A 12,866-nucleotide genomic window follows, 5' to 3' on the forward strand; every position below is an offset into this window, starting at 1 on the left:
GACATTGTCACGACCGATGAACCGAAATTGACCGTGATCCCTTCTTCCACGTCATCGAACCGTTCTCGAAACTCTGACGGCAGTTGTCGCCAGCGCAGGAGGCGTTCGACGTCGGGTACCCCAGCCAGCCGTTTTCATTGCCGCGCGCTCGATACGCCGCGGACGGCGCGCCGTGCACCGCGTAGCCACGACTCGTCGCCGACATTTGAAAGATCTTGCCGCTTTGGAACTGCTGGTAGCACCCGCCGCCAGTCAGTCCGCACATCCGGTCACGCGTGGGATACCCAAGGGAACCGTTCTCGTTGCCGTGCCTCTTGTACGTCGAGGACATCTGACCGTGAACGGCGACAACGCCCCTCGTCCCGTGCTGATAAAGCTTGCCGCGTTGGAATTGCTGGTAGCTTCCGCCGTCACGCAACGTTGTCACTCGGTCGCGAGTGGGAAACCCCAGTGTCCCGTTTTCGTTCCCTAGCGATCCGTATTTGCGAGAGAACGTACCGGTCACCGAATATCCCGTTCCACCGGAGCGCCAATAGACCTTGCCGCCCTGGAACTGTTGGTATGCGCCGCCCGTCAACGACTTGGCGTCCGCCAGCGGAAGACGCAGTGAGCCATTTTCATTGCCAATTCGCTGGTACGCACGCGATGCAGTTCCCTGCACGATCACAGCCTCGCGGCCATCGTGCCAATAGAGCTTTCCCTGCTGGAACTGTTGGTAGCACCCTCCCCCGGCAAGCCCGCAAACTGTGTCCCGCGTGGGGTAACCGAGCGAACTCCACTCGCTTCCCAGCGCTCGGTACCGATCGAGGCCAGCCCCAGAAATAGCCGCCGCCGTGCCGGGTCCGGACCAATAGATTCGCCCACTCTTGAAGGCCTGATAGCAACCACCATCACGGATGCCGCAACGCTTATTTGCGACGGGATCACCCAGCACAGATTGCGCCCCACCCAGAGAACGCCAGTGCGCGCCGATCTCGCCAGAAACTTCGTACGTTGGCACCTGCGGCGCCGGTTTCTCCGGTCCGTGCGTAGACCCGAACCAGTCCGTGTAGTAATTGACGAAGTTACGGTTGCCGTACGACGAGCAGGAGTCACCTGTTCCGTACCCCGCGTCCAGCGACGCACGGTTGGGTACGTAGGGGGTGTAATAGTACAGTGCCGCCGTCGCCTTGTTCTCGATCAGAACGCTCTGCGTTCCACACGAGACGTTGGGGTGATATTGCACCCGCGAGCTCTTACCGACGGGAAACCAGTTGAAGTATGTGTCTTTGGAATAGCGCTGCAGTTGGTAGGCCGCCATATACATCTGGTTTTGGAATCCGAAGTATGAGGAGTCGCAGTTGGCGGAGTTGCCCGGGCCCGTGTCGGGGCAGGCATACCCCATTGCGATGTCGTATCGGAACTGGCTCGGCCAGACGTGTGTGACGAGACCCTGCTCTTTCTGCAGCATCACGATGAGCGCCCGCTCGCTGACGCCGCACGCCTTCGACACCTTAGAGATGATCGTCGACGCGCGTTCGTTAGCGGCGCCCGCATAGCGCCCGGTGCAGTAGCTATTCGGCGACTTCGATTCCGTTGACTGACGGAAGTCTTTCAGGCAGGTATAACCCGAGTTGCAACGCGGTACTTTCTGCTCGAAGAAGTACTGAATCTGCAATGCCGTCATGGTGCCGGAGGTGTAGAGCTTCTCATCGCTGATGAGATTGCCGGGACGGAAGTTATCCCGCCATGCGGGCTGCGCGTCTATACCGCCCCGCTGGGTCTCGAAATAGTTGCCGGGGTTCGCCTCATGAATCGTTGCCGACCCTAGGTAGTCGCCGCGGATTGGGCTGGGGTTGGCGGGCGCTTCCAGGACGTCGGGTGTTGCCAATGGAGTGGGCTGCGCAGACGGCTGTGCCTCCGGCTCCGCGGTCGGTTCAGGATGCAGTGTCTCGAGAACCGTCGGAGTAGGTTCCGGGGTCGGCGTCGGATCCGCCGTTTCGGCAAAGGCCGACGGGGCAATAGACATGACGAGGGCCGTAACCGCAGCGATCGCCAGAGCAACCCGTGCGGGGCGAAGCGAGGTTCCCATGTGACGCATGAGAACTAGTGTGACACGTACAAAAGTCGGGCAACAGCGCGTTTCCTGGTCGCGTCGGTGCGGCGCCCTCAGCGGAATCCTCACCTGCACCACCTACCATCGATGACATGCGTTCCGGCCATCAGGTGCTCGTTTTTCCCGCGTACCGCGACAACCCCTTCCTCAATTTGTTGCAGCTCTCGGCAGTTGCCGATGGCTTCACAGCCGACCGCGCCCGCAACTACGAAGAACTGATACTCAAAGCACGTGGTCTCGAGCCTGGCGACGTGTTCCACTTGCACTGGACCAATCCGATCCTGCAACAGGCTCCCGACGCGGCCACGGCGCGCGCGCGACTACGCGAGTTTTCCGCGCTCCTCGACGAGCTTCGTGCCTCCGAGGTCGGTGTCGTGTGGACGATTCACAACCGACTCCCCCACGAGCTAGCTTTTCGCGACATTGAGATCGACCTCTCGCGCCTCATCGCCCAGAAGGCCACACGCATCCACGTCATGGCGCCCCACACTCCGGAAGCGGTTGCGGAGGTCATGACGCTCGACCCTGAGAAGACCGTCGTGATCCCCCATCCCAGCTACGAGGGGATCTATGAAACCGGGATCACACGCGCCGATGCCCGCCAGAGTTTCTCGCTCGACGACGAGCGAGCCGTCCTCTTCCTCGGTCAGATCCGTCCTTATAAAGGGGTCGACAGCCTCATTCGGGCGATCGGGGACGCCGCCGCGAGCCTCTCTGATCCCCAGCTCGCGCTCTTGCTCGGCGGAGTCGTCAAAGAAATGCCTCGCGACGAGTTCATCGCTTCTCTGCCTACCGAGGTCAAGACAACAGCGCATCTCGAGTTCGTGGACGACAGCGATCTTGCGCGCTGGTTCCGTGCCGCCGATGTTGCCGTTTTTCCGTATCGGGCGATCCTCAACTCCGGCAGCCTGCACCTCGCAGCGACGTTCGAGGTTCCCGTGATCCTGCCTGCTGATCCGCACCTCGTTACTCAATTCGGTGACGAGGCTTGGGTCGCTTTCTTCGACCCGGAGAACCCGCGCGAATCCATCGCTGAGCTGTTGGCGGATCCGCATCTGTTCCGAGATGTAACGTCCGCGTCGTTTGCCGAGTTCCTCTCGCCCATCACTCCCTGGAACATTGCGCGCCAGTACCGTGATCTCCTCTCCGAGATCTCCGTCGCAGGTCGAAAGCGGTCGCTTAGCGCCTGAGGATTCCGCGCAAGCGGTCCCGCGCGATCCACAGCGCTCTACGGAATGCGCGAGGAAGCCAGTGCCTCCGGCGTCGAATCACGACGACACGCTCCGACACGTCGTACAGGAACGTATCGCGCGACGTGTATTCGGGAAGGAGTGGCCCTCCCGGAACTGCTGTGACAACGAGAGCCTGCTCGTTCGGCCCCACAAGCAGAGGAGTAAGCGGGCGATGCATCGGTAAGCTGCGCGATGAGAACGCCGCCGTCCAGTTCGAGCGCCCGTCCGCGCCAGCCGACCACGTCACGCTCTGAGGCTCGATAATCTGTGCTGACGCGTGAATAAGAGAGCCTTCACCGTCGAAGAGGGCGGGACGCACCTCCCCTTCGCCGAGTGCGCTTGTCCCCTCAATGACAACGAGACCGCCGCCGCGCACGGCATCGATCCTTCCCGATACTCGCTCGCGCAGTGCGATCGTTTCCTCATCGTCTGCAGGTTCCGACCAGCTATCTGCGGCAAAGAGCCTCACACGTTCGCCCAGAACCTCGGTGGCTTCCGCGAGGAGCGCCCTGCGCTCCTGAGCGAGCTCAAATGGGCAGGGCAACGCGAGACGCCTCGCAAGGCGCTCCACCAGCATGTGGTGCTCACGTCCCGCGAGCGGTCGCATATCGGGGATGACAGCCATCAACTGGCGCCAAGCATCGATAATGCGCTCTCGATCATGGTCGCTTGCCACCTGGATATCGCCTCCGTGCACACGAGCAACAACGTGAGCCGCGGCAAATTCGCCGCGAGCGACAAGTTCAAGGGCAAGTCGCCGCAATGGAGTGACACGAGCAGGTGCCTGCGGGGCAAGCCCAATGAGAATGGTCATGGCCTCGGCGACCACGTCATCGTTCTCGCTCGGTCCATCCCATGCCAAGAGATACCGTTGGACCGCGACCCAACCATCGCGGTCGTACACGAGGTAAGCGTAGGTGCGGGAGAGCTGTTCATCGCCGATGCGCGCGATCATGCGCGCACACTCCGACTCCTGATCGAGATAGCTGAGAAGTGACGTCGCTGAACCCGCTTTCGCGGTCATCGACCCGATTCCTGGTCTCTCGCGATACACATACACGCAGTCTTCGATGATGTCGATCGACTCGGCTGCTGACAGAGCGCGAACCATCGGAACAATGTCATTCGAGCGCAGAACGTCAGGGAACTCAATGCCCTCACGTTTCCAAAAGTCTCGACGGAATGCCCTATTCCAGCAGGGCCGTGACTGCAAGAGCGTGGGCTCGTCCCGCAGCGTGACCCCGGTTGCCGGCCGCGAAAAGGCTGCCATCGTTGCCGTCGGGCGCCACGTGTCAATCGCGCGGAACTTGATGTAGTCCCCCACAGCCATGTCGGAATCGGATCGTTCCAGACTCTCCACAAGCGCCGTATAGGCGCCATCGGGAATCAGATCGTCGCCATCCGCAAAGATGAGGTAACGGCCACGCGCACGTTGCGCACCCGCGTTTCGCGCGGAACCGCCGCCGGGCGACGCTGCACTAATGACGGACACACGAGGGTCGTCGAGGGCGTACTGCTCTGCGAACTCACGAGTGCCATCGGTTGAACGGTCGTCCACGACGATGACCTCCATGTCATCACCGCGCTGGCTCAGAATGGAATCGAACGTCTGACGCATCCACGGCCGAACGTTGTGTGTCGGAATAACGACGGAAAGCAGCGGGAGAGCTCCTGTGAGCGAGACGTCTGACATAGCGGCATCAGGATACGGCCAACACTGATGAAACACCCGCAAGTCCACGGTTAGACGTTCGAGAAGCCATGCTCTTCCGCTCTTCCTGAGCCACGCGTGGCAAGATGTTTCGAGCACCTGCACGCGGAGTTCCGCGGGCGGGTCGTTCCCACTTCCTACGCAAGGAGCCCTTCCAATGAAGCTGAGCGTGATCGGATGCGGCTACCTCGGTGCCGTGCATGCTGCCTCGATGGCGTCCCTCGGCCACACCGTGGTCGGCATCGACGTTGACGAGATCAAGATTGCAAAGCTGTCCGCGGGTGAGGCACCGTTCCACGAGCCCGGCTTCTCGGACATCCTGCGCGCCGGCCTTGACTCTGGTCGCCTGACTTTCTCGACCGACTTCGCCAACGCGGCTGACGCCGATGTTCACTTCATTGGCGTCGGAACCCCGCAGCGGAAGGATAGCGCGGGCGCAGACCTCACCTACGTCGACGCGTCGATCGATTCACTCGTTCCGCACCTCAAGCCTGGGTCGCTCGTCGCCGGAAAGTCGACGGTTCCCGTCGGGACGGCCGCACGCCTTGCCGAGATCGTGAAGCCCACGGGCGCCCGCCTCGCTTGGAATCCCGAGTTCCTGCGCGAGGGCTTCGCTGTCAAGGACACCGTCGACCCCGACCGCCTCGTGTACGGCGTCGACGAAGCAACGCGCGATGCTGACGTCGCTATTCTCGACTCGGTATACGCATCGATTCTCGATCGTGAGACGCCCCGTCTCGTCATGGACTACGCAACGGCAGAGCTCGTGAAGATCTCAGCGAACTCCTTCCTCGCCACCAAGATCAGCTTCATCAATGCCATGGCAGAGATCGCCGAGGTTACGGGCGCCGACGTCACGATGCTCGCAGACGCGATCGGCCACGATGCCCGCATCGGACGCCGTTTCCTCAACGCCGGTGTCGGTTTCGGCGGCGGGTGCCTTCCCAAAGACATCCGCGCGTTCACAGCCCGCGCAGAGGAGCTGGGTCGTGGAGAGTCGCTCGCATTCCTGAAGCAGGTCGACGAGATCAACCTGCGCCGCCGCCAGCATGTCGTCGATCTCGTCGTCGATTCGTTCGACGGCATTGTTCACAACCACCGCGTCGCCGTTCTCGGCCTAGCCTTCAAGCCCGACAGCGACGACATCCGCGACTCCCCTGCACTCGACGTCGCAGTTCGCCTCAACGGGCTGGGCGCCGACGTCATCTCGTACGACCCTGAGGCGATGGCGAACGCCGCGCGCATGCACCCGCAGCTGAGCTTCGCTGACTCGATGGAACAGGCGCTCGAGGGCGCAGAAGCCGTCGTCGTCGTGACCGAGTGGAAGCAGTTCAAGTCCCTTGACCCCGTCGAGACGGCCGCGAAGGTCGCGCGCGCCGTGGTGTTCGACGGACGCAACATCTTTAACCCCGAGGCGTGGAGGGCCGCCGGCTGGGCCTACACAGGAATGGGTCGATAACTCGATGACCGAGCCGCGCGTCGCCGTCGTCGTTCGCACGAAGAATCGTCCCGACCTTCTCGAGCGCGCTCTGCGGAGTATCACCTCTCAGACGCTCGCGGAGTGGGAGTGCATCATCGTCAACGACGGTGGCGACCGCGACCCCGTCGAAGCGCTCGTATCGGTCCTGCCGCCCCACCAGCGTGAACAGGTGCGCATCATCCACCACGAAACGCCTCGTGGACGCTGGATCAGCGCAAATGCCGGAGTGCTTGCGGCAACGGCTCCGCTTCTCGTCTTGCATGATGATGACGACACGTGGCACCCCGAGTTCCTGGATCGAGCCGCGTCCTATCTCGAACGGGAAGATAACACCCATCGCGGCGGTGTTGTCTCCCGCATCGAGATCGTCTGGGAAGAACAGACCGAGCGCGGTTTCGTCGAGACGGGGCGTGATATCTTCCAGCCCCAGCTGACTGCCCCGACCCTCAGCGACGCGCTGCTGTTTAATCGGTTTGTCCCCATTGGATTCGTCTATCGCCGTAGCATCCACCAAGAGCTCGGCCTCTATGACGAATCGCTGCCCGTGGTTGGCGATTGGAACTTCGCCCTGAAGGTGCTGACGCGAGGACCTCTCGAATACCTCGGCCCGGTCCCCTATGCCTACTGGCATCAGCGCCCTGGGCAGGGCGGAAACTCCGGCAACAGCGTGATCGAGGCACGTGAGGATCACCGTCGTGTCGACGCGCAGATCCGCGACGCGGCACTGCGCGAGTATGTGCAGCAACACGGAATTGGTTTGCCGCTGTACCTCACGAAGTTTATTGACCAACGCCTCGTTGACGTCGAAAGTCGCCTCGTTGCGGAAGTTGAACGCTATAGCCTTCCCGAGCGAGCCGGCCGCACCATCAAGAAGCTGTTCGGCCGCGGCTGAGCCGCGCTTCGACCGCCCCTCCTTGGCCTCGAGCGCCAGCCATGAAGTGCCACCCGGTCTATCGAGCCCGACGAACTGATTCCGCCGACGCCGAGCTCGCTACCGAGATACAGGTCGCCGTTTCGTTGCCCGATACGGGAAGATTCAGACCCGATTACACCCCGTTCGAGAAGCGCCCGTTGCCCACGAACACCTTTCCGGGCTGCGTCACTGGTTCGGCGAGGGAAGACCTGCCTGCCGCTGAAGTTCCTGCAGTAGCGGCTCTCCCAGCGTGTGCCCATATGTTTCTGTGAAGTGGGCGTGGTCGCGATACACCCGCACATCGCCGATCGTCGTTGGGCACTCCCCGTCCGAGCAGAACCATTCTGTCATGTCGATCACCGTCGCACCATTGACCGTTCGAGCAGCCACGGCGATCGTTTCCTCGTTCTCATCGATCAACGCCTCGTCCTGTGACACGACACAGTCGTCAAGGAACTTCTCAAGCGCGCACGTTCGGGACTCGCCGACGAGACGAGGGTAGTCCCGCACAGCGAGAATCGTCGACCCGCGGTCGATGAGCGGCTGCCATGCCTCGTGGAATCCAGCGACTCCCGCTTCAAAACTCTGCTCGCCCGTCTCGGAATCTATATATGCCCGGTTCAATGCGAGCGCCGATGTCAACACATAGTCGTAGTGGGGCCCTTGCGCCAACTCCACCTGTAGCTTCTCATTCCACTCAAGACACGTCTCAGCGGTAATGGCACGCCGTTCCTCGCGGTAGGCCGTGTTGAAGGTGCAGGATTGTCGATAGTAGGTGTCGAGGCGCCACCCATGCTGCTCCGCTACGTACAGCAACGCGGGAAACCACACGGCTGCATGGGAGTTGCCGATCAAAACGATCTTGGTGTCAGCGTTCTCGTCGCCCCATGTGCACAGCCGCACGTCACTTTCGTCCCAGCGCGTCGAACAGGGTTCTCGGAAGATCGGAGCGAGATCATGCGTTGGATCAGCCGGGACGACCGTTGTTCCCGTGCGCCTGGCGCAGCGCTCCGGATCTGCCAAGGCCAGCGCTCCAAAACATGCATCACCAAGACGTGCCTGAATTACGGTTTCTTCGCTGTCGCTAGCCCGGTCGAGATTCCATGTAGCTGTCAACGAGGTTGCCGCGAGCGCGGCGATCGCCGTCACTGACGCTGCCAGCGACAGGCGGCGCCCCAGGCCACGTCCGCCGTCACGCACTCGCAACAGTGGCCGTTCCACGAATACGTTCGTCAGCCAGGCTAACGCCAGCGACGCGGCGATGATGCCAGCCCCCGTCACCAGACTCGCCTGTTGCACGCCCTGATACTCGAGCGTAAAGATCAGTAGCGGCCAGTGCCACAAGTACACCCCGTAGCCGAGGCGACCAAGCCAGACAAGGGGTTTCGATGCCAGCAACTGCGTCGCACCCCACCGAGACTGGGTACGACCGGTTGCGATGATCACGACGGCGGAAAGCACCGGAATGAGAGCGATCCAGCCGGGGAACATGTCCGCTACGGGTAGCAAGAATCCCAGAGACGCGATGAGGGCGAACGCCGTCCACGACAACAACGCGCCAAGCACGGCGGGGATCCGAAGTCGATCGATAACGAGCGCAAGCAACGCTCCGGCGCCGAACTCCCACACGCGTGTCGCTGTGGAGAAGTATGCGAACTGTTGATTCGCGTCGGTTTGGAAAACCGACCACGCGAACGACACGGCCACAAGCACCACGATTGTCCAGAACGCGACCCGCTTCATCCGTGTTCCCGTGCTCTTCGCGATCAGCAACACCATTGTGAAGACGACGGCCCATATGACGTAGAACTGCCCCTGGATCGACATCGCCCAGAAGTGCTGCACAGGCGAACGCATCGTGTCGATCGCGAGGTAATCGATCGCGTTCCTGGCGAGGTACCAGTTCTCCCAATACGTCGCCGACGCAAACACTTCTGTGAAGCTGTCACGCCACGAGGGGTAGGGCAGCAAGAACCAGATCGCAAGCATCACCGCGGTGAGAACAACGGCGGCAGCGGGGAGTAGGCGTAGCGCGAGGCGACCGAAGAAGATCCCCGGGCGCACCCGTCCGAAGCGACGAATCTGGCTGAGAAGACTGACCGTTATGAGAAAGCCCGCGACAGTAAAGAAAACGTCGACGCCGCCCGACACCCGGTTGAACCAGATGTGGAACACCGCCACCAGCAAGAAGGCGACCGAGCGAAGACCCTCGATCTCGGGTCGGAATGCGCCAGGTTGCTTCGTGGGCCGCGCTACATAGCGAGGGGTGAGCGGAGCGGCGATCGGGAAGGACAATCCCTTTTCGGACGACATCTGATTAGTGTGGCGTCGACTTAATAACCTCGACGGCCTCCTCTATTCCCCCGTCGAAGAGCACCTTGTGCTCGTGGATGACTATGCCGCGACGACACAGTCTTTGGACCGTTCCCATATCGTGACTCACCACGAGCATCGTGACGCCCTTGGCGACAAGCTCTTCAATCTTCGCGTAGCACTTCTGCCGGAACGGGGCGTCGCCAACGGAGAGCACCTCGTCGACGAGCAAAACGTCGAGGTCGACATGAATCGCCACGGCGAATGCCAGGCGCATGAACATTCCGGATGAGTAGTGCTTGACCTCTTGATCGATGAAGTCGCCGATTTCGCTGAATGCGACGATGTCGTCAAATCGCGCGTCGGTTTGGGCCTTTGACATCCCCAGAATCGCGGCGTTGAGGTAGACGTTCTCGCGCCCGGACAACTCGGGGTGGAAGCCCGCTCCAACCTCGATGAGACCCGCAACGCGTCCGCGGGTGAAAACGCGTCCGGCATCGGGCTCCAGCACACCAGAGACGAGCTTGAGGGTTGTCGACTTGCCCGAACCGTTGAAACCAAGAACGGCAACAGACTCTCCCTCCCCGATCTGAAAAGAGACGTCGTCGAGGGCCTTGAACTGATCGGCGCGGACCTTGCCGCGTTTGACCCACCTAATGAACGCTTCTTTGAAGGAGTGTGTGTTGCGCTTGAGGAACTGCTTTGTGACGTGGTCGACGATGATCGACGGCGTGGCGTCGCTGGTCTGCAGGAGTGTATTCGACATCACAGGTCCTGTGCGAAGGTGCGCTCGAAGCGGCGGAACGTGAGCTGGCCGATCACGAGGAAGATCAGGCAGAGGATGATTGCCCCGCCCGTGTACAGCTCGAAGTGCGGGGGAAATCCGTGCCAACCGTCAAGGCCGACGGATGGTTCCCAGAACGCGAAGTGGAACAGCTCCACCGCAATGGTGATGGGGTTCATCAGGTACACGTACAGGAACCAGGCCGGCATGTGCTCCTGGATGAGAACCCAGGTGTACAGCACCGGCGACGCCCATGTGGCCAGCTGACGCAGCACCTCGACGAAATTCTGCGCGTCGCGGAAGCGCACGTTGAGCCCTGCGAAGAACAGCCCGAGACCTAAAGCGCACAGCGCCACGATGAGCAGTCCCAGGAGCGCGGCGCCGAAGTGCGCCACGCCGGGCACCCAGCCGTAGACGAGGGCGACGACGATCAGAATCGCGAGCTGTGGCAAGAAGTGGACAAAGGCACCGATGACCGCCGAGATGGGGAACAGCTCGCGCGGTAGATAGATTTTCTTCACGAGGGCTCGGTTGTCGACGACTGCCGTGGTGGCGTTGCCGAAGGCTTCGTTGAAGAACGTCACGACGATGAAACCGGCGAAGAGGTACAGCGGGAAGTTGTCGACCTCGCCGCGAGCCATCCCGAAGATGAAGCCCATCACCCAGTAATAGATGAAGAACTGGATGAGCGGCTTGACGTACGACCATGTCCAGCCCAGCGCGGAGTTACGGTAGCGCAACGCCGTGCTCTTGCGGATCAGGAGGCCGAGGAGGTAGCGCCACCGAATAACATCGAGCACACCGCGGCCGCGGCCGGGTACGTCGTACTCCGACAGATCAATCGTCGTCACAGACTCATCTCCTGCTTCACTGCTTCTCGCGCCTGATTGCCGCAGAAAGTCACACTGGATCCTATCTCTCGCCCTGCTGACAGCCTGGGAGGATCTCAGCCAGCGGAGTCTGCTGCGGGATGCATCGCCTCACGGATCATCCGGTGCACCGCGTCGGCGTCCGGCCATTCCTGGTCAACGCCGTTCGATGGCGAAAGCTCGATGCTTCTCATGCCGTTGCTCTCCGCCGCTAGCTCAACGAATGTCGATACGAGAGCCCGCGGCACGTCGGTTGTCACAACGTCCTCGCCCGCCCGCGCGACCTCTTCGAATCGCTGCAGGACGTTCTGCGGCGACATCTGGGTCAGAATCGCGTCCTGCAGCTCGCGCTGGCGCTCCATCCGGTCCCAGTCGTTTGTTGTGTACCGCGAGCGTGCGTACCAGAGGGCCGTTTCTCCCGTCATTCGCTGCTGGCCGACCTCGATCCATCCCGACGCCCAGTCCTCTGCGGGCTGGCCCTCGTACGCGGGGCCTCCGCCCTCGGGAAGACGCTCGGTAACCGTGATATCGACGCCGCCGAGGGCATCGATCAGCGCTTCGAAGCCGTGCATATCGATCGCGATGTAGTACGGAATCTCAATGCCCATGAGGCCTTCAGCCGCGTCCTTGGTCGCCTCGATGGCGGGCGTGGACCCCTGGGCCCTCGCCTCGGGATAGAGCGACGCGCCGCCGTCGGGCCGACAGAACTCCACAGCGTTGGTCAGCTGATTGATTCCGCTATTCCACCCGCAGTCCGGGTCGGAAAGACCGGAGAAGTAGTTGGGGTACTCCGCCCGCATGGGACTGCCGGCGCTGAACGGAACGTGCGCGATATCGCGCGGAATGCCCGTGACGATAATCTCACCGGATTCCGCCCCGACGGATACAACGGAAATGCTGTCGAACCGTACCGAATCGCGGCCGTCTCCCGAATCTGCTCCGAGGAGCAGAACGTTGTAGTACCCATCGCTCGGGGGCACAACGGGGGCCGAGGTATGAAAGATCGATCCGAATGTTCCCGCTGCCGTGAACAGGCGCGGAACGGCGTAGGCAGCTGCCCCTCCCTGGACCAGAGCAAGAAGGAGCGCGAGCAGCGCGATGAAGAATCGGTGCGGCGCCGCCACCGTGACGATGCGTGTCAGGCGCAGGGCATCCAGCGACAACACCACCCACAACACGCCGTATCCGGCGCACACCAGCGCCGCGGCGTAGAGGAAGAGCGGAGTGAGCAGGATCGAGAGCGTCCCGCTTCGCCACAGGAGAAGCCCCAGTAGCAAAACCGCCCCGACGACCCACATGATGAGCGTCGAGGCGAGGCCAAGCTTCCCGAGCTTCCTGTTCCCCGCGAGCGCCTGAGCCGAACCGGGGATGACGAAGTTCAGGAGGATCAGCCACCAGCCGCGCGTGGCCATCGCTGCACCATCCGTTGTGTCGGGACGACGCATGGGCGACTGCTCGATGACGGACGC

Annotated in this window: 9 protein-coding genes; 3 read left to right on the forward strand and 6 right to left on the reverse strand. The window is 61.9% G+C overall.

Annotation, left to right across the window (positions count from 1 at the left end; all coding sequences use genetic code 11):
- Positions 1-7 precede the first annotated feature (7 nt).
- A complete protein-coding gene (locus G6N81_RS04460) occupies positions 8-2,071 on the reverse strand; it encodes a hypothetical protein (RefSeq protein ID WP_165133652.1) in 2,064 nt (687 codons plus the stop codon).
- 116 nt (positions 2,072-2,187) lie between these two features.
- On the opposite strand from G6N81_RS04460, the gene G6N81_RS04465 reads away from it, so the two are divergent.
- Complete coding sequence (locus tag G6N81_RS04465) at positions 2,188-3,285, forward strand: glycosyltransferase (RefSeq protein WP_165133655.1); 1,098 nt, start codon at positions 2,188-2,190, stop codon at positions 3,283-3,285.
- Here G6N81_RS04465 and G6N81_RS04470 read toward each other — a convergent pair.
- Positions 3,275-5,020, reverse strand: a complete 1,746-nt coding sequence (locus tag G6N81_RS04470; RefSeq protein WP_165133658.1) for a glycosyltransferase family 2 protein — start codon at positions 5,018-5,020, stop codon at positions 3,275-3,277. The two genes, G6N81_RS04465 and G6N81_RS04470, sit on opposite strands and share 11 nt — an antisense overlap.
- Positions 5,021-5,195: 175 nt before the next feature.
- On the opposite strand from G6N81_RS04470, the gene G6N81_RS04475 reads away from it, so the two are divergent.
- A complete protein-coding gene (locus G6N81_RS04475) occupies positions 5,196-6,497 on the forward strand; it encodes a UDP-glucose dehydrogenase family protein (protein ID WP_165133661.1) in 1,302 nt (433 codons plus the stop codon).
- Positions 6,498-6,501: 4 nt separating this feature from the next.
- The gene (locus G6N81_RS04480; protein ID WP_165133664.1) at positions 6,502-7,410 is read left to right on the forward strand and encodes a glycosyltransferase family 2 protein; all 909 of its coding nucleotides are present in this window, start codon (positions 6,502-6,504) and stop codon (positions 7,408-7,410) included.
- A gap of 207 nt (positions 7,411-7,617) precedes the next feature.
- Here G6N81_RS04480 and G6N81_RS04485 read toward each other — a convergent pair whose 3' ends face one another.
- The 4 genes from G6N81_RS04485 to G6N81_RS04500 all read right to left on the reverse strand — a co-directional run bounded on the left by G6N81_RS04485 (position 7,618) and on the right by G6N81_RS04500 (position 12,842).
- Positions 7,618-9,744, reverse strand: coding sequence for an acyltransferase family protein (locus G6N81_RS04485; RefSeq protein ID WP_165133667.1), 2,127 nt, complete (start codon positions 9,742-9,744; stop codon positions 7,618-7,620).
- 4 nt (positions 9,745-9,748) lie between these two features.
- Positions 9,749-10,510 carry an ABC transporter ATP-binding protein gene (locus G6N81_RS04490; protein ID WP_206527903.1) on the reverse strand — a complete coding sequence of 254 codons (762 nt, stop codon included), beginning with the start codon at positions 10,508-10,510 and terminating at the stop codon, positions 9,749-9,751.
- Positions 10,510-11,379 (reverse strand): ABC transporter permease, encoded by an 870-nt coding sequence (locus G6N81_RS04495; protein ID WP_241245070.1) that lies wholly within the window; start codon positions 11,377-11,379, stop codon positions 10,510-10,512. Before G6N81_RS04495 ends, G6N81_RS04490 begins: the two co-directional genes overlap by 1 nt.
- Positions 11,380-11,474: 95 nt before the next feature.
- Positions 11,475-12,842 (reverse strand): LCP family protein, encoded by a 1,368-nt coding sequence (locus tag G6N81_RS04500; protein WP_241245071.1) that lies wholly within the window; start codon positions 12,840-12,842, stop codon positions 11,475-11,477.
- Positions 12,843-12,866: the final 24 nt, after the last annotated feature.

It is taken from the genome of Microbacterium amylolyticum (assembly GCF_011046975.1).
Lineage (GTDB): Bacteria > Actinomycetota > Actinomycetes > Actinomycetales > Microbacteriaceae > Microbacterium > Microbacterium amylolyticum.